Genomic DNA, 22,110 nt, shown 5'->3' on the forward strand with positions numbered 1-22,110 from the left:
AAAACTAAAACTGATTTAATGGCGTTAGTGGCCTGTGTGGTAGTATATGCTGTTGTGCAGGGGTTAATTATGGCAGATATAATCGGACCTTTCTGGCTGCTTAACATTGTTTTAATTGGAATCAATATTATACTTGTTGTGAGCCTGAACCTGATTAACGGCTTTACCGGCCAATTCTCCATCGGCCATGCCGGGTTTATGGCTATTGGCGCCTATTTTAGCGCAGTGCTTACCGTCAAATTTCAGCTGCCGTTTCTGGTAGCGATTGCCGGTGCGGCGTTTGCGGCCGGTGCACTTGGGTTTGCGATCGGCCTGCCAACCTTGCGGCTAAATGGCGACTATCTGGCGATCGCCACCCTGGGCCTGGGTGAAATTATCCGTATCTGTATTCTTAACATCCAGTATGTCGGCGGCGCATCCGGTTTTATGGGCATTCCCCGTTATACCGACTTTACCTGGATATTCGCCTTTGTCGTTTTTACGGTGTTTGTCATTAAGAACTTTATTGATTCCACACATGGCCGGGCGTGTATTTCGGTTCGTGAAAATGAAATTGCCGCTGAGGCCATGGGGGTCGACACAACGAAATATAAGGTGTTGGCTTTTACCATCGGCGCAGCTTTTGCCGGGGTAGCCGGTTCCCTGTTCTCTCATTATTTCTATATTGCCCATCCGGCCTCGTTTACTTTCATGAAATCCTTTGATATTTTAACAATGGTTGTTTTAGGAGGTCTGGGCAGCATTACCGGCAGTATTACGGCTGCATTCCTGCTTACTTTTGTGTCGGCGGCACTGGCCAGTTACCCTGAGTGGCGGATGATTATCTATTCGCTGTTGCTTATTATTTTAATGCTGTATCGTCCGCAAGGCTTATTTGGCAATAAGGAATTAAGCCTGAAGATGTTCAGCCGCTGGACAGGAGGTAAGAAACATGGCACTGCTCAAAACAACTAAACTATCGATCGTTTTTGGCGGTCTCCGGGCGGTTTCCAACTTTGAGATGGAAATTGCTCCCGGTGAGCTGATTGGTCTGATTGGCCCGAACGGGGCGGGAAAGACAACGGCCTTTAACCTCTTAACCGGCGTATATGAACCAACAGAAGGCGGAATTGAGTTTGACGGCAAAAGCCTGGTCGGCCTGAAACCGTATCAGATTACCCAACGGGGGATAGCGCGTACGTTCCAGAATATTAGACTGTTTGCCGACTTAACTGTGCTTGATAATGTTAAAATCGCGTATCACTTCCATGTAAAATATGGGTTAATGGAAGCTATGTTCCGAGTCGGCCGGTATCACCGGGAAGAAGCGGAAATTGAGGAAAAAGCGATTCGCTTCTTGGAAATATTCCAGTTGGCGGACAAAAAAGACGAGATTGCCAAAAATCTTCCCTATGGCGAGCAACGCCGCCTGGAGATTGCCCGGGCGTTGGCGGCTGAGCCCAAGCTGCTACTATTAGATGAGCCGGCCGCCGGTATGAATCCGCAGGAAACGCAGCAGCTTATGGAAATGATTCGTTGGATCAGAAAAGAGTTTAATTTAACGATTCTTTTGATTGAGCATGATATGAGTCTTGTTATGGGAGTATGCGAGCGTATTTATGTACTGGATTACGGGAGTATTATTGCGCAGGGCACGCCGCAGGAAATCAAAAATAATCCACGGGTTATCGAGGCCTACCTCGGTGAGGAGGTTTAGATCATGGCAATGTTGAATATTGATAATATAAACGTATACTATGGCGCTATTCATGCATTAAAGGGGATCAGTGTCGAGGTAAATCAGGGAGAGATTGTTACTCTCATTGGTGCGAACGGTGCGGGTAAAAGTACGACTCTTCGTACCATTTCCGGGCTATTAAAGCCTAAATCAGGCAAGATTATGTTTGAGGATCAAAACATTGCCGGCATAGCCGCGCAAAACATTGTTAAGATGGGCATTTCCCAGGTTCCGGAAGGCCGGCGGGTATTTGCCCATATGACTGTGCTGGAGAACCTGGAAATGGGTGCCTATTTACGGTCAAATTCGAAAGAAATTAAGGCTGACATGGATATGGTATTCGGCCGTTTCCCGCGGTTGGCTGAACGGCGCGGGCAGCTGGCCGGTACGCTTTCCGGCGGCGAACAGCAGATGCTCGCTATGGGCCGGGCGCTCATGAGCCGTCCGCGGATCTTGCTGTTGGATGAACCATCGATGGGACTGGCACCCTTGCTGGTTAAAGAGATATTTTCTATTATCAGAGATATTAATGCGACAGGCACGACAATCCTTTTGGTTGAACAAAATGCCCATATGGCACTGTCCATTGCCAACAAGGCCTATGTACTTGAGACCGGCCGGATCACGTTGTCTGGCGATGCTAAACAATTAGCTGAGAGTGAAGAAATCAGAAAAGCCTATTTGGGTGGCTAAGCCACTCAAATATCTAATGGCTAAAATATGTAAGCAGGGGAGTGTGTTATGCTATGATCGTATCAAAACGAATGACAGCCAATCCCACTACCATTACCTCAACGATGACTGTTGTGGATGCTTTACAGCTTATGCGCAGTAATAAATTCCGCCGCTTGCCTGTAGTAGATAGCGGCAAACTGGTTGGCATTGTAACAGACAGAGACCTGCGGGAAGTATCGGCTTCACCGGCAACCTCCTTATCGGTATTTGAACTTAACTATCTGCTGGCCAAGATGCAAGTCAAGGATATTATGACTAAAAAGATCGTGACGATAAGTCCCGATGCTACGGTAGAAGAGGCTGCTTTGCTGATGTACAATAATAAAATTGGCGGTCTCGTTGTCGTGGACTCCGCTCAGGCAGTTGTGGGGATCTTAACAGAAACAGACATATTTAAAGCTTTTGTTGATGCTATGGGCCTGCCGCAAGGTAAAACACGCCTGAGTATTTTGGTCCCAGACCGGCTGGGGGTTATTAATGATATCTCCGGTGTTTTTAAAGACCAGGGGGTCAGTATTGGCAGTTTTGTCAGCTATCCAACCGAGGATGACCAATATGAAATTGTTATCCGGGCTGATATCAAGGACGTAAAAACTCTTATCGATCAATTAACTGCAAAAGGCTATCCGGTTAGTCATGTTGTCCAAATCGGCCAATAATTTTTTTCGTATACCACAAGTAGTAAAATAACTGGGAAATTACTCGCAAAAAATTTTACACATTTTGTTTGCTATGCTAATATAATAGCGTAGGAACAGGCGGTCGGCTATGCTGGCGCGGCCGGGCAAACAAGCAGTAGGCGAAGCCTGCAGGACCTATAGTCCTGCAGGCTTATTTTCTTCTCATTAGGAGGGAGACATTTGGAAGGGTATCACAATCAGTTAAAACAACAAACTGCGAGAATTTCGGTAGTTTCCAATACACTACTTGTTGTGCTTAAATTACTTGTCGGGGTATTTACCGGCGCTGTCAGTATTATTTCAGAGGCTGCCCATTCGGCGGTGGATTTGATCGCCGCACTGGTCGCTTATCTGGCCGTAAAAAAATCCAGTCAGCCGCCAGACAGCCAGCATGCCTATGGACATGGTAAAATTGAAAATCTATCGGCAGCCTTTGAGGCTGTCCTCATTGTAATAGCCGCTTTGTGGATTGTGTATGAGTCAGTGCAAAAGATAAAAAGTCCGCATGTACCGGAATTCCTGGAATATGGCTTGTTGGTCATGGCCTTGTCAATGATTGTTAACTATTGGGTATCAGGCAAACTTTATGCGGTAGCCCAGCTTACCGGCTCTCATGCCTTGGAAGCGGATGCATTGCACTTAAGGGCCGATATCTGGACAAGTGCCGGTGTACTTATCGGTTTGACGATTATTAAGCTTACCGGTCTATATTGGCTTGATCCGGTTATTGCGATTGCAGTCGCCATGATTGTGTTTAAGGCCGGTTTTAGCATGACAATGAAAAGTGTATATGAGTTAACCGATATTTGCTTGCCGGTTCAGGAGGAAGAGGCTATCCGGGCGATTGTTATTCATCATCCGGCGGTCATCGCTTTTCATCAGTTAAGAACCAGGCGATCAGGTAGTTTTCGCTTGATTGATATGCATCTTGTGCTGCAAAAGAATATGCATTTAGATAAAGCCCACGCCGTATGTGATGAAATCGAATTATTGATAAAGCAGCAGTTTGCTCCCTGCGATGTGACTATTCATTTAGAACCGTGCGATTATCATGAAGGTTTTGGTGCATGTCCTGCAGAATGCAAGGAAAAATGTAAAAACGAATAATTTTTTCTTGCCTGTAACAGGGTATAAGATGCCAGAGATATAATATATACTTATAATATATATTCTAAATGAAGCTTGCAAAAAAGCTTCAATAGGTTGTATAAGTCAGCAAAGGAGATGACACCTGATGATAAAACTTACAGAATATACCCAGCGCGGCGGCTGAGCTTCTAAAGTTGGGCCAGGGGACCTGGCCGGAGTATTAAGTCAGCTGCCCATTATGCAGCATCCCAATGTGCTTGTAGGCATTTCTACGTCGGATGATGCTGGTGTATATAAATTAAATGAAACAACGGCTTTGGTTCAGACAGTCGATTTTTTCACTCCGATTGTGGATGATCCTTATATGTTCGGACAAATTGCCGCGGCCAACAGCCTTAGCGATATTTATGCCATGGGCGCGACACCGCTCACCGCGCTGAATCTGGTGGCATTCCCCAATTGCAAATTGCCGGGCGAAGCACTATTGGCAATTTTACAGGGAGGGCAGGATAAGGTCGCGGAAGCCGGGGCTGTTATTATTGGCGGACACACGATCAATGATCATGAACCCAAGTATGGGTTGGCAGTTACGGGAACCGTTCATCCGGATCAAGTATGGACAAACGCCGGAGCGCAGGCAGGTGACTGCCTTATTCTTACGAAAGCGTTGGGGACAGGCATTCTTGCCTCGGCTGCACGCGCCGAGTTGTTCCCCCACGGAGTGGCGGCAGCCGCAGCCAGCATGGCAACATTGAACGCTGTAGCCGCGCGGGTGGCGGCAGATTATACGGTTCACGCCTGTACGGATATTACCGGTTTCGGCCTGCTTGGGCATATGTTTGAAATGGCAGCTGGTAGCAAGGTGAAGATTATAATTGACAGTACGGCCGTACCGCTGCTGCCTGAGGCAGTTGAGGCGGCGTCAATGGGGCTGGTGCCGGCAGGTGCCTATAATAATCGCAACTATATAACGTCAGTTGCCTTTGCGGACAATGTAGCAGAAGCTATTAGGGATATTTGCTTTGATCCACAAACATCCGGCGGGCTTTTATTTGCCGTACCGGCAAATGAAGCGGACGCCTTGGTACGGGCCTTGCATGCTAAAGGCGTGGCGCCTGCCAGTAAAATCGGACAGGTTGTAATGGGCGAGGGGAGAGGAGAAATTTATGTCAGATAAAATTGTTGACTGCCGCGGCATGGCATGTCCCGGCCCGGTGATTAGCACGAAGAAGGCTATTGAGGAGGTCAGTTCCGGCCGGATTACCGTTATTGTCGATAATGAGGCCGCCAAGACAAATGTTGCCAAGTTTGCGGCGGCGAATGCGCTGGGAGCAACTGTGGAAGCCAAGGACGGGTATTATTATATTAGTATGATCAAGGGGACAGGCCAGCAGGGCGATGCTGACGGCAACCAAACTGCCGCTAATAAGGTGGAGCCTGCCGGTCAAGTATACCTGCTTACCCAAAACACGCTTGGGCATGGTTCACCTGAATTGGGGGCCGTTCTGATCAAATCATTTATGACAACTCTGCTTGAAGTTAAGCCACAACCAATCGCTGTTCTTATGCTCAATTCCGGTGTAAAGCTTGCCGTTAAAGATTCGCCTGTACTGGACCAATTGGCAACTCTCGCTGAGCGAGGTGTGGCGGTTTTAGCGTGCGGCACCTGCCTTGATTTTTACCAGCTTAAGGCAGAACTGGCAGTCGGCGAAATAACCAACATGTATACGATTGTTGAGACAATAAGCAAACAAAAAACAGTGACCTTGTAAGTAGGTGATTTTATTCTATACCCAGAGTGCGATCGCTTGATCTCTTTTGATTCTGTACATCAGTCGATAAAAGCCGAAAAGGTGCTGGCCCAGCGGGGCATAGTAGCTTATGCTTTCCCAACGCCACGGGAAATTGATATTAGCTGTGGGCAATGCCTGCTTTTTGAAGCTTCGTGGCAAACCGTCATTCTGCAACTGTTTGCCGCGGAAAAGGTACGCTGGACAAAGCTGTTTAGCCGAATACCGTCAAGAAAGGCGGCCATTTATGAAAAGATAACTGAGTATGGAGGTACATGTGGAACAACTGTTGACACCTGATTTTTGGCTGGGGATCGCTATAAAATTCATTCGTATAGCGGCGATAGCCATTGGCGGTTTTATGGTTCTTAAGTTTACCAATCTGATGGTCGGGCAGTTTTTCATTCCCAAGCCGGGTAGTAAAACACTGTACCTGGAAGAAAAACGCGCGCGGACACTAACCAGTCTCCTGCACAGTGTGATTCGCTATACGATCTATTTTATTATTCTTGTCATGCTTTTGCAGGAATTTAAAATTGACACGACCTCCATTGTCGCCGGTGCCGGTATTATTGGCTTGGCATTGGGTGTTGGCGCTCAGAGTCTGATTAAAGATTTTGTTACAGGGTTTTTTATTATTCTGGAAGATCATTATGGTGTAGGCGACTATATCGCCATTGGCGATATGGCCGGTACGGTTGAAGAACTTGGTTTTCGGGTAACCAAACTGCGGGATGGCAACGGGATTCTCCATATTATTCCCAATGGCTCGGTGGCAAAAGTAAGTAATTATACCAGAGGACACATGCAGGCTACGGTGAACGTTCCTGTTCCTTATGAAGCCGATATTGACCAGGTCTTAACCCTGCTTGACCAAATTTGTGTTACTGTCGGCCATAGTCTGCCGGAAGTTCTCGAAGGTCCAAGCGTATTGGGCGTTGTTGAATTTAAGGCCGGCGAGGTAGTGATCCGGATTATTGCGAAAACAGTACCTCTGCAACAGGTCAAGGTAGAAACCATGTTGCGCCGGGTAATCAAGGAGAAATTCGCCGCAGCGAAAATTCCTTCACCGCAGTATGTACATCCGGCGGTTTTCCCTGAAAGTAAAAACGGCTAAGCGGGAGGATAACATGAATCAGCAAAAACATAATTATAAGATTGGCGAAATTGTAAAAATGAAAAAGCCGCATCCCTGTGGCGGCGATCAATGGGAAATAACCCGTACCGGCATTGACTTTGGCATAAAATGTTTGCAATGCGGCCGGCAGGTTATGATTCCCCGCCCTAAGTTTGAAAAGGGAGTCAAAGCTGTTATTGCCGAAGTAAAAGGTTGAATTTTTGCCGGCATTATTTTAAAATAAATAAGTTAATAGGTAAAAGATACAATTAGCTGTGTAAATCAAACAGCTTTAAAGGTGGAGTAGTATTACATGAGTACTAATCTGGAAGTAGGGATCGTGGGTTTGCCCAATGTCGGCAAAAGTACGCTATTCAACGCGATTACCAAGGCTGGGGCTGAGGCGGCAAACTATCCGTTTTGCACGATTGAGCCTAATGTAGGGGTCGTGGATGTTCCTGATGATCGTTTATGGAAGCTGACGGAAATGTATAATCCCAAACGGACCGTACCTGCGGCTATGCGGTTTGTCGATATTGCCGGCTTGGTGAAGGGAGCAGCTCAGGGCGAGGGGCTTGGCAATAAATTTTTATCACACATCAGGCAAGTGGATGCCGTGGCTCAGGTGGTACGCTGTTTTACCGATGACAATATTACCCATGTGGCGGGCAACCTGGATCCGCTTCGCGATATTGAGATTATCAATACCGAACTTTGCCTGGCAGACTTGGAAACCGTGGAAAAACGGACAGAACGGGTGCAAAAGCTGATAAAAAGCGGCGACAAAAAGGCACAGGCTGAATTGGAGATCTTACAGCAGGTGCAACAGGCGCTTAGCGATGGCCAGCCGGCTCGTCGTATTGTTAAGGATGACGAAACGGCTGCCGTTCTTAAGGAGCTGTTCCTTTTGACATTAAAACCCACTTTATTTGTGGCTAATGTTAGCGAAGCGGAAGCTGCCGATGCCAGCGCCAATCCGCATGTTGCCAAAGTACGCGAGTATGCTGCCCATGAGGGGGCCGAGGTTATTATTGTATCTGCCAAAGTCGAAGCGGAAATCGCTGAACTGCCGGCGGAAGAAGCCCGGGAATTTTTAGCCGATCTGGGTCTGGAAGAGTCAGGACTTGACAAACTGATTCGCGCAAGCTTTACGCTTCTGGGGCTGATGACTTTCTTTACTGCCGGCGAGCCGGAGGTACGGGCCTGGACGATTGCGTGCGGCACCAAGGCACCTCAGGCGGCTGGCAAGATTCACAGCGATATTGAACGGGGCTTTATTCGGGCCGAGATAGTCTCCTATGATGATTTAATGGCAACCGGCGCCTATTCGGCTGCCAGAGAGAAAGGCTTAGTGCGGCTGGAAGGCAAAGACTATATTATGCAGGATGGCGATGTCACCTATTTTCGATTTAATGTATAATTAGCTTTGGCAATTCCTCAGCCCAGAAAAGTTAGCGCAGATTCGACGCAGGTCCGGAGTGAGGCATAAAAACTTGACTCATAACGTGATTTTTCTTGCATTTGGCGGCTTATTAGTGCTATAATAATTTAGTCGCATTTATCATGTGACGTGGTTTTGTTATTCAAAACCTTCCCTGCTCCCGCCGATGGGGGCCAATAGTCCAGAGGAGGAGGTGATTTCGTGAGAAAATACGAAGTCGTGATTATTGTTAAACCTGGTGAAGAAGAAGCAATTAACGCTACAATTGCCAAGTTTGAAAACATTATTAAAAACACAGGCGGCAACGTTGACAAAATTGACCGCTGGGGCAAAAAGCGTTTAGCCTATGAAGTAAAAGACTTCATAGAAGGGTATTACACTCTGATTAACTTTACCGCTGAGCCGGCTACTGTATTTGAGCTTGAGCGTGTACTCAAGATTACTGATGATGTTCTGAAACACATGGTTGTTAAATTGGAAGGCTAATTGTTGAGCCGGGAGGTGTAGGGCTCTATGAATAAAGTCATCCTTGTCGGTCGCCTGGCGCAAGATCCGGAGGTACGATATACCCAGAGCGGCAAGGCAGTAGCTTCGTTTAGTCTGGCTGTCAACCGGGCGTTCGGTGGTAGCCAGGGTCAAAATAACGCAGATTTTATTCCTATTGTGGCCTGGGAAAAGCTAGCCGAAACCTGTGGCAATAATTTGACAAAGGGGCAGCGGGTTCTGGTGGAAGGTCGCTTGCAGATCCGCTCTTACGAGACCAATGATGGTCAGAAACGCCGCGTTGCTGAAGTAGTGGCACAGACCATCGAATTTTTGGAACGTAAACAGGCACCCAGTGGGGATGCCGGGAACATAGATGTAAATTCGTTCGGCAAAGATGTCTTCCCTGATGAGGAAATCCCATTTTAAAAGGGGGGTAAAGAAATGGCTGTAAAACGTGAAAGAGGCCGTAAACCAAAGAAAAAAGTTTGTAGCTTCTGTGTTGATAAAGTAACTGATATTGACTATAAAGATATTCCCAAATTGCGCCGGTACACCACCGAGCGGGGTAAAATTCTGCCACGCCGCATTTCGGGCAACTGCGCCAAACATCAACGTCAGTTGACGCTGGCTGTTAAACGGGCAAGGAATATTGCCTTGCTGCCGTTTACTGCAGAATAATAATACATTGCTAACAAAAGGAGCAAAAATCCCGGATGCGGGTTTTTTGCTCCTTTTATATTTTCCAAGAGAAAGCAGGAAATAGATAGTCACTTTTCGAATATAACACCAGTGGACTAAGGAGGCGGTTTCGTGTTCTCCCAGGAATCAGATATCTTGCGTAAGCTTAGGTTGATTGAGGGACTTAAAGCAGATCTTTTGACCGAAGTAGGAAAACTCTATCAGGCTATGGCCCGTAATAAGCGCGAGCTGATGGGGGATGCTCTGGCTCAGGTCATTATTCTGGCCTTTGTTCTCGGACGCCGGTTAGGCATTGATTATCCAGAGATGGACGAGATTGTAAATGCCAAGCTTGGACACAATATAAAACAGGAAACGGAAGCAGAACGTTGGTTTGGGGACATGAGCGAATACCGCCGCTATCTCCGACAGAAGAGGTGAATTATGCAAAAAAGCCCGGTTAGACCGGTTGTTGAAGGTGGCGTACTTACCGCTGTTGCCATTATCTTTGCGCTGATAAGCACATATCTGCCTGTTATTGGCGCTTTTGTCAATTTACTTTGGCCTGTGCCAATCGTACTTTTGGGTGTGCGACATGGCTATAAGTGGAGTGTTATGGCCGTGGTTGCCTCCGGGTTGATCATTGCTTTGATTATGCATCCGCTTACGGCCGTATCGGTTGTCGTTGGCTTCGGCCTAATTGGTATTGCTTTGGGTTACGGCTTGCGAAAGGGATTTTCACCTACGAAAATACTGCTTATCGGGGCGACTGCCTCCTTGATTTCCAAAATAGCGGTGCTGGCGATAAGCGCCGTGGTGATGGGAGTCAATCCGCTCAATTTGCAGACCGAAGCGATGGTAAAGGGGCTTGAGCAGGCGATGGAATTTTATCGCGGCATAGGCATGAAACCTGAAGAACTGGCACAAATGGAGGCCACAATACGGCCGATGCTTGAGCTTATAAAAATAATTTTGCCGGCCGGCTTTGTACTAGCCGCTTTTGTCGATACTTTTTTAAACTTTCAAGTGGCTAAGGCTGTGTTGGCCAGGCTGGGTCAACGGGTTCAGCCGTTTCCGCTTTTCCGTCATTGGACGATGCCGCGTGTTACTGCTTATTTTCTGGCAGTTGCACTTGTTTCAATTTATTGGGGGAAAACCCGGGAAATTGAGCTATTGTACAATATCGGTATGAATCTTCAGGTAATAACGACTATGCTGCTGTTTATTCAGGGAATGGCTGTGTTTTACTTCCTTGCCGATAAATACAATTTGTCAAGAATCGTCCGCAGTATTATACTATTCTTAATACTGTCTAACGGGTTATTCATGCAGGCACTGATTATTGGTGGTGTCTTTGATCTCATTTTCGACTACCGTCATCTGCGTACTCCGCATCAGGAGTGACAGGAGGAAATTAAAATGCCGCAGGGTCCTTCTTTTTGGTTTGATACCCGGATTTACTTGGCCGTAACAGCGGTTGCCTTGCTGATTATTAGTTATTATAACCCCTATGCGGCCACACTGGGAGCGATTCTGTTGTATGCGTTGTATCTATACGGAAGAGAACGTTATACGACCAGACAAAAGGAAGTCAACAATTACCTTAAAAATGTGTGCAACTGTATTGATACGGCTGCCGGTATGGCTTTTGCTAATTTACCATTGGCCATCTTATTGATTGACGAGTACGGCGTTATTCACTGGCATAATGAGCTTTTGGCAGAGTGGCTTGCTGAACCGATAGAAAATGGTCAGTCGATAGCCCAAATCTGGCCCACCCTGCCGCTTGACAAGCTTGTAGGCAAAGATGGGCAGACCAAGTTTGAAACAGGGGCGCAGCAGCATTATGACATTGTTCATCGTGTAGCGGAACATGAGGCACTTACGGTGCTTTATATTTCGGATGTAACTGAATCGGAAGCGGATAAGGCTGCCGGCTGCCGGACGCAGACTGTATTAGCTTATATTCAGATTGATAATTATAATGATGCGTTGACGGGCCTCAATGAGAGCCAGCGTACGGCGATTTTAGGTGAAGTTAACCGGATGCTCGCCGAATGGATGACAGAACTGGACGGGCATTTGAAAAAATATAATGAAGACACCTATATCGCTGTTTTAAACCGCTATTCTCTTGATCGTCTCATGACCGGCGATAAATTTGAAATTTTGGACCGCATTCGGGGCATACAGGCCGGCAATAAGATTCCGGTTACGTTGAGTATTGGCGCTGCAACCGGGGAAAGCTCGGTGGCTGAACTGGGGCAGCGGGCACAGGCAGGGCTGGATTTGGCCTTAAGCCGTGGCGGTGACCAGGCGGCTGTCAATATTAGCGGCAAGGTTCAGTTTTTTGGCGGCAAAGCCAAGGCTGTCGAAAAGAATACCAGAGTCAAAGCGCGCATTGTGGCGCAGGCGATCAGAGAACTGATTGACCAGGCGGACAGTATTGTGGTTATGGGGCATACAGGCGAGGATTTTGACAGTCTGGGAGCGGCATTAGGCGTTGCCAAGATGGTTCGTCATATGGGCAAACAAGTAAAAATTGTCGTCAGCCAGCCAGGAATGGCTGTAGACAAGTTATCCGAACTGTTGCTTGATTATGAGGAATACCGAGAACTCTTTATATCGCCGATGCAGGCAGGCATTTTAGTTAATGCCAAAACACTGGTCTTTGTCGTGGATACTCATCGTCCGGAACTGGTGGCTGCGCCGGAAGTCCTGGCCCGGGCGGAACGGACGGTCATTATTGACCATCATCGCCGCGCTGAAACCATTATTGCCAATACCTTGCTGGTTTATCTTGAGCCTTCGGCTTCCTCGACAAGTGAACTTGTTACTGAGTTGCTGGGCTATTTTGATGATCGGATCGATTTGAACCGTTTGGAGGCATCGGCGCTTTATGCCGGTCTTGTTGTCGACACCAAAAACTTTGCCGTTCAGACCGGTGTTCGTACCTTTGAAGCAGCTTCCTACCTACGACGATCTGGGGCGGATCCTACACTCGTACGGCATTTATTCCGGGTAGACTTTGAGACGATGAAGAGCCGGGCGGCTATTATTGAGAATACGGAGATGCCGCACGACGGCGTGGTTATTGCCGTTTGTCCGGCTGATATAAAAAATGCCCAAATAGCTGCCGCTCAAGTGGCGGATATGTTATTAAGCATTGAGGGTATACGCGTCAGTTTTGTTTTATTTAACATTGAAAATGGTATTGGAATTAGTGCCAGATCGAATGGTGACATTAACGTCCAAGTGATTATGGAACAATTAGGCGGCGGTGGCCATCAGTCGGTAGCCGGTGCCAAAATAAAAAATACCGATACCAATGAAGTAAAGGCCAAAATTATTGAAATTGTGGATAGCTACATAAAGGAGAGTGTAACACATGAAAGTAATTCTGCAGCAAGAAGTGAGAAAGCTCGGTAAAAAAGGTGATGTAATTGAGGTATCCGAAGGTTATGCCCGCAATTACCTGTTGCCGCAAAAGTTGGCTATTATGGCAACAGCCAACAATATAAATACCGCCAATCTGCAAAAAGCCGCCGAAGCGCGCAAGAAAGAACGTGCGCATGATGAGGCTAAACTGCTGGCGGCGCAAATGGCCAAGATTGCCATCACCATCCCGGTAAAGATGGGAGAGGGTGGCCGCTTATTTGGCTCAGTTACGGCCAAGGATATTGCTGATGTCTTGGCAAAAGAGCATAAGCTTGAAATTGACAAACGCAAAATTGAGTTAAAGGATGCGATCAAATCGCTGGGAACATTTACTGTGCCGATTAAATTGCATCCCGAAGTCAATACGCAGATTGAGGTAACGATTACGGCTGAGTAAGTTTTCAGTAGAAAGTTCCCGGTTATCTAACCTTAACATTAGAAAGGTAATACAATGAAAGATTTTTTTAGCAAGCTGGTACGTAGCGGTGGTGCTGACCGGACCACCGCCAGTCGCGGTGATCAGGAAGACCAACTCAAACGCCAGGTAGCTGCACTATACGGTCTGTACACCGGTGTTTTGGGCGCAGAAAAGGTGGTGCTTAAAGCCGGTAAACTGGGGACGCTTGATCTGATGCGTTCCGACCGCCTTGATGAGCGGGTTTTGGCATTGCAAAAGCTGGTATTCGAGGATCCGACGATTGACAAACTGCCAACCCTGAATGAGATTCCCGCAGTACTTAACGAAATTGAAGACGAATTGGCGGATTTGTGTGCCCGCCGTACCGTTGAGGACCGCATCGAAAAGAAAATCGCCGAAAAAATGGAAGAACGTCATCAGGAATATGTGCAGGAAATTCGCACCCAGGTGATTAAAGAGGAAAGTCCCGCCAATGCGGAAAACCCCCAGACCCTGAAAAAGTATGCACTTCTGGAAAAACTCGAGACTCGTAAATTAACCCGCTCGGCTATGGAACTGCTGCGTCCGGCCAAGCTTGATGAAATTGTTGGTCAAGAGCGGGCCATTGAAGCGCTAAGAGCGAAATTGGCATCTCCCTATCCGCAACACCTCATTCTTTACGGACCTCCCGGCGTGGGAAAAACAACAGCCGCCAGACTTGTACTGGAAGAGGCCAAAAAGATAGCAAGTGCGCCATTTGCGAAAGATGCGCCGTTTATCGAAGTGGACGGGACTACGCTCCGCTGGGATCCCCGGGATGTGACAAACCCGCTTTTAGGTTCGGTTCACGATCCCATTTATCAAGGCGCCCGCCGCGATTTGGCCGATAGCGGAGTACCTGAACCAAAACCTGGCCTGGCTACCGATGCTCATGGCGGTATCTTGTTTATCGATGAAATTGGCGAAATGGACCCCATGCTGCAAAACAAACTGTTGAAAGTATTGGAAGATAAGCGGGTATTTTTTGATTCGGCTTACTATGATTCAGCGGATGCCAGTGTTCCCAAATATATAAAAAAATTGTTTGAAGAGGGTGCGCCTGCCGATTTTATCCTGATCGGTGCGACTACCCGGGAAGCCGGCGACATTATGCCGGCTATTCGGTCGCGGTGTGCGGAAATCTATTTTGAGCCGCTAACGCCTAAGCATATTGAAGAGATTGTTTACAATGCCGTAGTCAAGCTGGCTGTAACTATTGAACCGGAAATACCGCGCTTGATCAGTGAGTATACCATTGAAGGGCGGAAAGCGGTTAATATTTTGTCTGACGCCTATAGTATGGCGTTGATGCGAGTCGGGCAGGACCAGCAGCAAGTAAGCATTACCAAGGAAGATGTTTACCGGGTTGTGCAGGTTAGCCGTCTGTCACCCTATGTGAACCGTAAGGCAACAGCAACTTTGGAAGTTGGCAAGGTCTTTGGCTTGGGTGTAAGCGGCTATCTTGGCTCGGTAATTGAAATTGAGGCCGTCGCCTTTCCGGCAGAAAAAAGCAAAGGCAGTATTCGCTTTAACGACACTGCCGGCAGTATGGCCAAAGATTCGGTATTTAACGCGGCTGCTGTTGTCAGGAAACTGACCGGGCAGGACCTGGCCAGCTATGACCTGCACATTAATGTTATCGGCGGTGGCCGCATTGATGGTCCGTCAGCCGGCACGGCTATTGTAGCGGCTATTGTCTCCGCCGTTACGGGTAAACCCATCAGGCAGGATGTAGCCGTTACCGGTGAGATATCTATTCAGGGTCGGGTTAAAGCTGTTGGCGGCGTATTTGAAAAGGCTTACGGCGCCAAACAGGCCGGTATTGAAACCATGATTATTCCGCAGGAAAATAAGGCAGATATCCCTGAAGGTCACTTAGGTCTAACTATCAAGCCGGTTGTCACTGTGGAAGAGGCTATGGCAATTTTGTTTGCTGAAAGTGAAATAGTCAGCGCCTAGAACATGATATATTGGAATGGCCGCGTTTAACCGGATAAGTACTAGGGTGTTATATCCGGATAAGCGCGGCTCTATTTAAGTGAGGAGAATTTACATGATTGACCGCGTACCCCCCCAAAATGTAGAAGCTGAGCAGTCGGTGCTCGGCGCGATGATGATTGAACGCGAGGCTATCTCCAAAGTATCTGAAATTCTCAAACCGGAGGACTTTTACCGTGAGGCCCACCGTTTAATTTATAATGCGATGATGGAACTGTTCAATAAAAACGATGCCGTCGATCTGGTAACGGTGGTTGAAGTTTTGCGCCGGGAAGAAAAATTAGAGGCGACCGGCGGCATTGCGTATGTTTCGGCTTTAGCGAACAGTGTGCCGACAGCCGCCAATGTTATGTACCATGCCCGGATTGTCGAAGAAAAAGCGCTTCTCCGGCAGCTTATTACCACAGCGACCAATGTAGCCGGTATGGGGTATGAAGCAAATGAAGAAGTGGCCGTTATTATGGATAAGGCCGAAAAGATGATTCTTGAGGTAGCGAATCGCCGGGCCGGTCAGGAATTTGCTTCGATAAAAAACATTATTTTTGATGTTTTCGACAAGGTCTCGGAACTATATTCTTCCAAAGGCGGTATTACCGGTTTGCCTACCGGGTTTAAAGATCTTGACAAGTTGACCTCCGGCTTGCAGCCGTCAGACTTGATCCTGATTGCCGCCCGCCCCAGTATGGGGAAAACCGCTTTTGTCCTTAATATTGCTCAACATATTGCCGTTAGAGAAAAACAGGCGGTAGCTTTTTTTAGTCTGGAGATGTCTAAAGAGCAGCTAGTACAGAGAATGTTGTGTGCGGAAGCCCCTATTGATGCTCAGCGTCTCAGAATCGGCGAACTGGAAAATAATGACTGGGATAAATTGGTGCGGGCTGCCGATCGGTTGGCGGCCGCTCCCATATTTATTGATGATACTGCTGGTATTACCGTTATGGAAATGCGATCCAAAGCCCGCAGGTTGAAAATTGAACATGACTTAAAGCTTATTATCATCGATTACTTGCAGCTTATGCAGGGCAGTACCGGCAGCTCCCGCAATGAAAACCGGCAGCAGGAAATTTCCGAGATTTCCCGTTCACTCAAAGCCCTGGCCCGTGAACTTAAGGTGCCGGTCATTGCCTTATCTCAGCTCAGCCGGAGCGTAGAATCGCGCCAGGTCAAAAAACCCATGCTGAGTGACCTGCGGGAGTCGGGTTCTCTGGAACAAGATGCCGATATTGTGGCTTTTATTTATCGTGAGGATTATTATGAGCCGGATACGGAACGGAAGAACATTACGGATATTATTGTCGCTAAACATCGTAATGGCCCTGTCGACAGTATTCAGCTCTTTTTCCACAAACAATTTACCAAGTTCAGCGATTTATCCAGAATGCCTGGGTAAGCTATAGAGTATTTCGACCATACTGGGTTTGGTATTATGCTTGCTGGGTTTGGTGTTGATCAATTACAAAATATAATTGTAAAAAAATGACAAGATATAGAATTTGTTCGCTCATTTTGAAGAAGCGACGATGGTTGCAGGTTACAAATATGAACAATTTTGACATATATGTGCACAAATTTGTACGAAATGTCCGAATTTGTCCAAGATAAAATAACGCAATTATTAGGTTGGAGGGATCTGAATAGCTGGCACGATTCTTGCAATAGCTAGAAGTAACAAAGTGCTTAGTGCATTAGCACTTTTTGCGCGACTAGAAACTAATAGTAAGGGGTATGCCAAGTGCTTGAATCGTGTTTTTACAATGACGGTAGTGTCAACAATGAAGAGTTTGAAAGAATCGCAAGGCAATATCACAAAGTAATTTTGCGGTATGTCAAGGTTTATTACCTGCCGGGCGGCGATTACCGCGATATGTATCAATGGGGGTTAATCGGCTTATATAAAGCCGTGTGCCACTATGATGAAGAGCGGGGAAAATCATTTCGGTTAATGGCGGAATTAAACATTAAAAATACGATTAAATCAGCGGTAACCATGCATAATCGCAAAAAGCATTATTTCCTTAATGAGGCTATTTCCTTAAATGTTATGCATGATTCGTCAGGCATAACATTGGATTCGGTGTTAATCGACGGCACGCAGAGTGATCCGGCGGCACTTATTATTGAAGAAGAAACCGTACGGAATATTAATGTGGAATTGTCCAATATCTTATCCCGTTTGGAAAAGCGGGTCCTCGACCTCTATATTGCCGGGTATAAACAGCGTGAAATTGCCAAGAAATTGGATCTGCAGGAAAAGGTTATTGACAATGCGATTCAGAGAGCACGCAACAAAATGGCGTTCAGAATGAAGGATTCGAGTGGTTACTGTCGGAAAAACGGAAGGCATACGAAATCCTCAATGGCTTCGAACAAACAGTGTACAAGTATGGCATAAAATGTATAAACATATAGATATATAGTAGACAGGCCGCTCTGCGTGAGAAGAGGCCTGTCTTTTTACTATATTGGCCGTTGTTATCACAGCGTTTGCATAGCTTTACGGATGTCGGCAGCATGCAGTACAATGATGCTAGTGGATTGTACTGCAATGGAGTGAGAGGTTGTGGACAGTAGAAAACAGGCAGTGATTGCTCATGAGAAAGGGTTACACGCCCGTGTGGCTGCCATGATTGTGCAAAAGGCACATGAACTGGAACGTAAATGGCAGGTAAAATTATATTTTCGCCGGCCAGAAGGACCGGCTGTACGGGCTGTCAGTATTATGCCGTTGGTGTCACTTAAGGTTAAGCAGGGCGACTTATTGTGGGTTGAAGCTGTGGGGCAAGCGGCACAAGAGGCGGCAGGCGAGATGAAGGCTTTGTTGGAAAGTGATTTTCAGCTAGCTGATGCGACCACAATAAGTCAGGTTGACAGTCTGTTGCAAGACAATGTTTGTACCGCTGATCAAATATTTGTGAGCATGGCGAATGGCCTGCTGGTTACAGATGAAAATGATGTCATTACCGTTTTCAATCCGGCTGCTGAGCGGATTTTAGGCATTCCCGCCTGCCAGGCTATCGGCAGTAAGGCTCAGGCGATCATTCCCGGCTCACGCCTGCATATTGTCGCTAAGACGCAGCAGGCTGAATTGGGCTGCCGTCAGTCGATCGGCAGATTGTCAATTATTACTAATCGGACGCCTATTATCACCGATGGCCAAGTACGGGGAACGCTGGCGATTTTTGAAGATATATCGGTGTTGGAAGCTGTGACCGATGAGCTGAAAGCGGTAAAAGAGTTGAAAGAGCGGTTGCAGTTGGTATTGGAATCCGTACAGGACGGCATATGCGTGGTTGACCGTGACGGTTATATTACTTATGTAAATCCGGCCTATACAGAACTGGTAAGTCAATCAAAGCGGGAACTAATTGGACAGAATGTCCGGCAATTATCGCCCCAGGGTGCGCGCAGTCAGGTGCTTGCCAGCGGGCAGCCGGTTATTGGCAGCCTTGCCGCCAAACCGGGAGGGGTTACCTTGATAGCCAATGTCAGCCCGATTGTCGTGGACGGTGAGCTAACAGGCGCTGTTTCTGTTGTGAAAAACGTAAACGAAGTACATAAATTGCTGGATATACTCAGTCATGTTTCGGCCAAAGCAGAGTATCTGGAGCAGGAGTTAAGGCGAACACAAAAGCCGGGGCCGAGTTTTCATAAATTTATTGGACAAAGCGGTAAAGTGCGTGAGGCGCTGGCTATTGCCGCTAAAGCGGCTGTCAGCACGGCTACTGTATTGATTATTGGCGAAAGCGGAACAGGCAAGGAACTGGTTGCTGAGGGCATTCATTATGGCAGCCGCCGGGCCGAGGGGCCGTTTATCCGGGTAAATTGCGCGGCAATTCCGGAAAGCCTGCTAGAGAGTGAATTGTTCGGGCATGAAAAGGGAGCTTTTACGGGGGCGGTTCGCCAGAAACCGGGAAAGTTCAGCCTGGCTGATAAGGGGACAATTTTTCTTGATGAGATTGGTGAACTGAGTAAAAGCATGCAGGCCAAACTATTGCGGGTTTTGCAGCACAAGGAATTTGCCCGGGTCGGTGGGGAAACTCTGTTTAAAGTCGATGTCCGGATCATTGCCGCCACCAATCGTGATTTGACCCAAATGGTAACAAACGGCGAGTTTCGGGAAGATCTCTATTATCGTCTGCATGTCATCCCCATTCTGTTGCCGCCGCTGCGGGAACGGGTGGAAGACATTCCCATCTTGGTTGACCATTTTTTGCAAAAAATCAGTGGTGAGCAAGGAAAGGTGATTAACGGTATTGCCAGTGAGGTTTTGGCCGGTTTAATGGCTTACCGCTGGCCCGGCAATGTGCGGGAACTGGAGAATGTCATTGAGCGGATGGTAACCCTGACAGATGGTTCCAGACTGGTAACGGCTGACTTGCCGTTATACCTGCGGGGAGGAAAAGAAGAAGTACTCTTAGCTGTGAATGAGCAAACGGCTGCGCTGCCACCTAGCCTGACTGACACTACGGTTTTGTCCTGGGCGGAATACGAAAAGCGAATTATTGCGCTGGCTTTGACCCAATACGGAAGTTACAATGCTGCAGGTAAGGCCTTGGGTTTAACACATAAAACAGTGGCAGCCAAGGCACAAAAATATGGAATTAAAAAAGCGGTGTCTTGGGAAAATGGGGATATATAGGTAAAAAATATCAATGATATACAGTAGTGTTGATATTTTTTACCAATCAAGCAAACCTTACAACGAAGGAGGGCTTACCGGATAACAGAGACGGAACCCGTCTGCGGTGTGTAAAGTACCGGCAATTTTCATTTTTGGCATGCTTCTTGCAATAACTGGCAGTATCACCGTGTGGAACGGTACAGCAAAGATTGCGAGGAGGCTTATTTGTAATGAAAAAAGTGATCAATAATGCCGAGCAAGTCGTGGAAGAAATGCTGCAGGGGATAGTGCTGGCGCATCCCCAGTATGTCAAGCGGGTGGAGGGGTTTAATGTCCTGGTGCGGGCCACATCACCTGTACAAGGGAAGGTGGCTTTGGTTTCAGGCGGTGGCAGTGGGCACGAACCTTCTCACGGCGGTTATGTCGGCCGTGGTATGCTGGACGGCGCAGTAGCGGGTGCGGTATTTACCTCGCCGACACCGGATCAGGTATACGAAGCTGTCAAAGCGGTTGACGGCGGTAAAGGTGTGCTGTTGGTAATCAAAAACTATACCGGTGACGTTATGAATTTTGAAATGGCTACCGAAATGGCGGAAGCTGACGGCATTCAAGTGGCTAAGGTCGTTGTCAATGATGACGTGGCAGTGGAAAATAGCACTTGGACTACCGGGCGGCGCGGCATAGCCGGTACGGTTTTTGTTCATAAAATAGCCGGAGCCAAGGCTGAGCAAGGTGCAGATTTGGCCGCTGTGCAAAAAACGGCTGAAAAGGTCATTGCCAATTTGCGTTCGATGGGAATGGCACTATCGCCTTGCACGGTACCGGCAGCAGGCAAACCCAGTTTTACGCTGGCTGAAAATGAAGTTGAGATTGGTATGGGCATTCATGGTGAACCAGGTACTCACCGGGAAGCGATTCGAACCGCCGATGAAACAGCAGAACATTTACTTAGTAAAATTTTGAGTGATATGACGTTGGCTGCCGGTAACGAAGTGGCTGTTATGATCAATGGCCTGGGCGGCACACCACTGATGGAACTGTATATTGTCAACCGCAAAGTTGCCGCCTTGCTTGCCGAAAAGAATATCAAGACTGCCAAGACGTATGTTGGTAATTATATGACTTCGCTGGAAATGGCCGGTTTCTCGATTACTGTGTTGAAGCTGGATAGTGAGCTGAAGGAATTGCTGCTGGCGCCGGCAGATACGCCAGCGTTCGTTCAATTTTAAAAGAGAGAAGGAATACGAGTGGCAAACGTAATTGCGGCAATAGAGGCCCTGGCAGATGTCATCATAGCGAAAAAAGAATTTCTAACGGAACTGGATGCCGCCATTGGCGATGCCGATCACGGGATCAATATGGCACGCGGCTTTGAGGCCGTACGTGCCAAACTGGCTGCAGCCAATCCGGAAGATATTGGCGGCGTACTTAAGCTTGTCGGCATGACGCTGATATCTACGGTAGGGGGGGCTTCCGGTCCGCTGTATGGGACTGCGTTTATGCGGGCAGCGGTGGTTACCCAGGGAAAGGCAATTCTTGATGCGGCGACAATAGCGCAAATGCTTAGCGCAGCGATCGGCGGGATTAAAGACCGGGGCAAAGCTGTCCGGGGCGAAAAGACTATGCTTGATGCCCTTGAACCTGCTTATGAGGCTTTTATCCAGGCTATGGATAAAGGCGAGTCACTGTCTAAATCTTTGCAGGCGGCGACAAAAGCCGCCGCGGACGGAGTCGAATACACAAAAACTATTATTGCGACCAAAGGCAGGGCCAGTTATCTGGGGGAACGCAGTATTGGTCATCAGGATGCGGGTGCTACTTCCACCTATCTTATGCTATCAGCCCTTACGGCATTTGCCCAAGAGCAAAGTCAGGCGGTGTGAG

General features: G+C 47.6%; 24 protein-coding genes. All 24 read left to right on the forward strand.

Annotated elements, in window-relative coordinates; all coding sequences use genetic code 11:
* Positions 1–18: 18 nt before the first annotated feature.
* The 24 genes from BLR65_RS15165 to dhaL all read left to right on the forward strand — a co-directional run bounded on the left by BLR65_RS15165 (position 19) and on the right by dhaL (position 22,109).
* A complete protein-coding gene (locus BLR65_RS15165) occupies positions 19–954 on the forward strand; it encodes a branched-chain amino acid ABC transporter permease (protein WP_373657782.1) in 936 nt (311 codons plus the stop codon).
* Positions 932–1,696: an ABC transporter ATP-binding protein gene (locus BLR65_RS15170; protein ID WP_093795034.1), complete on the forward strand. Its 765-nt coding sequence runs from the start codon at positions 932–934 to the stop codon at positions 1,694–1,696. The genes BLR65_RS15165 and BLR65_RS15170 overlap by 23 nt, the downstream gene beginning before the upstream one ends.
* Before the next feature lie 9 nt (positions 1,697–1,705).
* Positions 1,706–2,410: an ABC transporter ATP-binding protein gene (locus BLR65_RS15175; protein ID WP_093795078.1), complete on the forward strand. Its 705-nt coding sequence runs from the start codon at positions 1,706–1,708 to the stop codon at positions 2,408–2,410.
* Positions 2,411–2,463: 53 nt separating this feature from the next.
* On the forward strand, positions 2,464–3,111 hold the full coding sequence (locus tag BLR65_RS15180) for a CBS and ACT domain-containing protein (RefSeq protein WP_093795035.1): 648 nt from the start codon (positions 2,464–2,466) through the stop codon (positions 3,109–3,111).
* Between the two features lie 201 nt (positions 3,112–3,312).
* Positions 3,313–4,239, forward strand: coding sequence for a cation diffusion facilitator family transporter (locus BLR65_RS15185; RefSeq protein WP_093795036.1), 927 nt, complete (start codon positions 3,313–3,315; stop codon positions 4,237–4,239).
* 127 nt (positions 4,240–4,366) lie between these two features.
* Positions 4,367–5,398 carry a selenide, water dikinase SelD gene (gene selD / locus BLR65_RS15190; RefSeq protein ID WP_093795037.1) on the forward strand — a complete coding sequence of 344 codons (1,032 nt, stop codon included), beginning with the start codon at positions 4,367–4,369 and terminating at the stop codon, positions 5,396–5,398.
* Positions 5,388–5,993: a sulfurtransferase-like selenium metabolism protein YedF gene (gene yedF, locus BLR65_RS15195; protein ID WP_093795038.1), complete on the forward strand. Its 606-nt coding sequence runs from the start codon at positions 5,388–5,390 to the stop codon at positions 5,991–5,993. The genes selD and yedF overlap by 11 nt, the downstream gene beginning before the upstream one ends.
* A 36-nt stretch (positions 5,994–6,029) precedes the next feature.
* The gene (locus BLR65_RS15200) at positions 6,030–6,311 is read left to right on the forward strand and encodes a putative Se/S carrier protein (RefSeq protein WP_169716762.1); all 282 of its coding nucleotides are present in this window, start codon (positions 6,030–6,032) and stop codon (positions 6,309–6,311) included.
* Positions 6,289–7,128, forward strand: coding sequence for a mechanosensitive ion channel family protein (locus BLR65_RS15205; protein WP_245692814.1), 840 nt, complete (start codon positions 6,289–6,291; stop codon positions 7,126–7,128). Before BLR65_RS15200 ends, BLR65_RS15205 begins: the two co-directional genes overlap by 23 nt.
* Positions 7,129–7,141: 13 nt before the next feature.
* The gene (locus tag BLR65_RS15210) at positions 7,142–7,345 is read left to right on the forward strand and encodes a DUF951 domain-containing protein (protein ID WP_093795041.1); all 204 of its coding nucleotides are present in this window, start codon (positions 7,142–7,144) and stop codon (positions 7,343–7,345) included.
* Between the two features lie 96 nt (positions 7,346–7,441).
* Positions 7,442–8,548, forward strand: a complete 1,107-nt coding sequence (ychF, locus tag BLR65_RS15215; protein WP_093795042.1) for a redox-regulated ATPase YchF — start codon at positions 7,442–7,444, stop codon at positions 8,546–8,548.
* Between the two features lie 222 nt (positions 8,549–8,770).
* Entirely contained in the window at positions 8,771–9,055 is a 285-nt protein-coding gene (gene rpsF / locus BLR65_RS15220; protein WP_093795043.1) for a 30S ribosomal protein S6, read from the forward strand.
* A gap of 27 nt (positions 9,056–9,082) precedes the next feature.
* The gene (locus tag BLR65_RS15225) at positions 9,083–9,481 is read left to right on the forward strand and encodes a single-stranded DNA-binding protein (protein ID WP_093795044.1); all 399 of its coding nucleotides are present in this window, start codon (positions 9,083–9,085) and stop codon (positions 9,479–9,481) included.
* A 15-nt stretch (positions 9,482–9,496) separates the two neighbouring features.
* The gene (gene rpsR / locus BLR65_RS15230) at positions 9,497–9,733 is read left to right on the forward strand and encodes a 30S ribosomal protein S18 (protein WP_093795045.1); all 237 of its coding nucleotides are present in this window, start codon (positions 9,497–9,499) and stop codon (positions 9,731–9,733) included.
* Positions 9,734–9,865: 132 nt separating this feature from the next.
* Positions 9,866–10,174 (forward strand): MazG-like family protein, encoded by a 309-nt coding sequence (locus BLR65_RS15235; protein ID WP_093795046.1) that lies wholly within the window; start codon positions 9,866–9,868, stop codon positions 10,172–10,174.
* A 3-nt stretch (positions 10,175–10,177) separates the two neighbouring features.
* Positions 10,178–11,137: a YybS family protein gene (locus BLR65_RS15240; protein ID WP_093795047.1), complete on the forward strand. Its 960-nt coding sequence runs from the start codon at positions 10,178–10,180 to the stop codon at positions 11,135–11,137.
* A 15-nt stretch (positions 11,138–11,152) separates the two neighbouring features.
* Entirely contained in the window at positions 11,153–13,162 is a 2,010-nt protein-coding gene (locus tag BLR65_RS15245; RefSeq protein ID WP_093795048.1) for a DHH family phosphoesterase, read from the forward strand.
* Complete coding sequence (gene rplI, locus BLR65_RS15250) at positions 13,122–13,568, forward strand: 50S ribosomal protein L9 (RefSeq protein ID WP_093795049.1); 447 nt, start codon at positions 13,122–13,124, stop codon at positions 13,566–13,568. The genes BLR65_RS15245 and rplI overlap by 41 nt, the downstream gene beginning before the upstream one ends.
* A 54-nt stretch (positions 13,569–13,622) precedes the next feature.
* Positions 13,623–15,566, forward strand: a complete 1,944-nt coding sequence (gene lonC, locus BLR65_RS15255; RefSeq protein WP_093795050.1) for a Lon family ATP-dependent protease — start codon at positions 13,623–13,625, stop codon at positions 15,564–15,566.
* 94 nt (positions 15,567–15,660) lie between these two features.
* Positions 15,661–16,995 (forward strand): replicative DNA helicase, encoded by a 1,335-nt coding sequence (gene dnaB / locus BLR65_RS15260; RefSeq protein ID WP_093795051.1) that lies wholly within the window; start codon positions 15,661–15,663, stop codon positions 16,993–16,995.
* 342 nt (positions 16,996–17,337) lie between these two features.
* Positions 17,338–17,997 (forward strand): sigma-70 family RNA polymerase sigma factor, encoded by a 660-nt coding sequence (locus BLR65_RS15265; protein WP_093795052.1) that lies wholly within the window; start codon positions 17,338–17,340, stop codon positions 17,995–17,997.
* 168 nt (positions 17,998–18,165) lie between these two features.
* Positions 18,166–20,244, forward strand: a complete 2,079-nt coding sequence (locus BLR65_RS15270) for a sigma 54-interacting transcriptional regulator (protein WP_093795053.1) — start codon at positions 18,166–18,168, stop codon at positions 20,242–20,244.
* Between the two features lie 212 nt (positions 20,245–20,456).
* Complete coding sequence (dhaK, locus tag BLR65_RS15275) at positions 20,457–21,455, forward strand: dihydroxyacetone kinase subunit DhaK (protein WP_093795054.1); 999 nt, start codon at positions 20,457–20,459, stop codon at positions 21,453–21,455.
* An 18-nt stretch (positions 21,456–21,473) separates the two neighbouring features.
* Positions 21,474–22,109 (forward strand): dihydroxyacetone kinase subunit DhaL, encoded by a 636-nt coding sequence (gene dhaL, locus BLR65_RS15280; RefSeq protein ID WP_093795055.1) that lies wholly within the window; start codon positions 21,474–21,476, stop codon positions 22,107–22,109.
* Position 22,110: the final 1 nt, after the last annotated feature.

This window comes from Sporomusa acidovorans (genome assembly GCF_900101845.1).
GTDB lineage: Bacteria > Bacillota > Negativicutes > Sporomusales > Sporomusaceae > Sporomusa > Sporomusa acidovorans.

Bases quoted from the DNA above. Each gene is read 5' to 3' on its own strand.
- BLR65_RS15245 (WP_093795048.1), top strand. From the start codon at position 11,153: ATGCCGCAGGGTCCTTCTTTTTGGTTTGATACCCGGATTTACTTGGCC.
- BLR65_RS15225 (WP_093795044.1), top strand. From the start codon at position 9,083: ATGAATAAAGTCATCCTTGTCGGTCGCCTGGCGCAAGATCCGGAGGTA.
- rpsR (WP_093795045.1), top strand. From the start codon at position 9,497: ATGGCTGTAAAACGTGAAAGAGGCCGTAAACCAAAGAAAAAAGTTTGT.
- ychF (WP_093795042.1), top strand. From the start codon at position 7,442: ATGAGTACTAATCTGGAAGTAGGGATCGTGGGTTTGCCCAATGTCGGC.
- BLR65_RS15210 (WP_093795041.1), top strand. From the start codon at position 7,142: ATGAATCAGCAAAAACATAATTATAAGATTGGCGAAATTGTAAAAATG.
- BLR65_RS15240 (WP_093795047.1), top strand. From the start codon at position 10,178: ATGCAAAAAAGCCCGGTTAGACCGGTTGTTGAAGGTGGCGTACTTACC.
- BLR65_RS15165 (WP_373657782.1), top strand. From the start codon at position 19: ATGGCGTTAGTGGCCTGTGTGGTAGTATATGCTGTTGTGCAGGGGTTA.
- yedF (WP_093795038.1), top strand. From the start codon at position 5,388: ATGTCAGATAAAATTGTTGACTGCCGCGGCATGGCATGTCCCGGCCCG.
- BLR65_RS15180 (WP_093795035.1), top strand. From the start codon at position 2,464: ATGATCGTATCAAAACGAATGACAGCCAATCCCACTACCATTACCTCA.
- BLR65_RS15175 (WP_093795078.1), top strand. From the start codon at position 1,706: ATGTTGAATATTGATAATATAAACGTATACTATGGCGCTATTCATGCA.
- dnaB (WP_093795051.1), top strand. From the start codon at position 15,661: ATGATTGACCGCGTACCCCCCCAAAATGTAGAAGCTGAGCAGTCGGTG.
- lonC (WP_093795050.1), top strand. From the start codon at position 13,623: ATGAAAGATTTTTTTAGCAAGCTGGTACGTAGCGGTGGTGCTGACCGG.
- dhaK (WP_093795054.1), top strand. From the start codon at position 20,457: ATGAAAAAAGTGATCAATAATGCCGAGCAAGTCGTGGAAGAAATGCTG.
- BLR65_RS15170 (WP_093795034.1), top strand. From the start codon at position 932: ATGGCACTGCTCAAAACAACTAAACTATCGATCGTTTTTGGCGGTCTC.
- rplI (WP_093795049.1), top strand. From the start codon at position 13,122: ATGAAAGTAATTCTGCAGCAAGAAGTGAGAAAGCTCGGTAAAAAAGGT.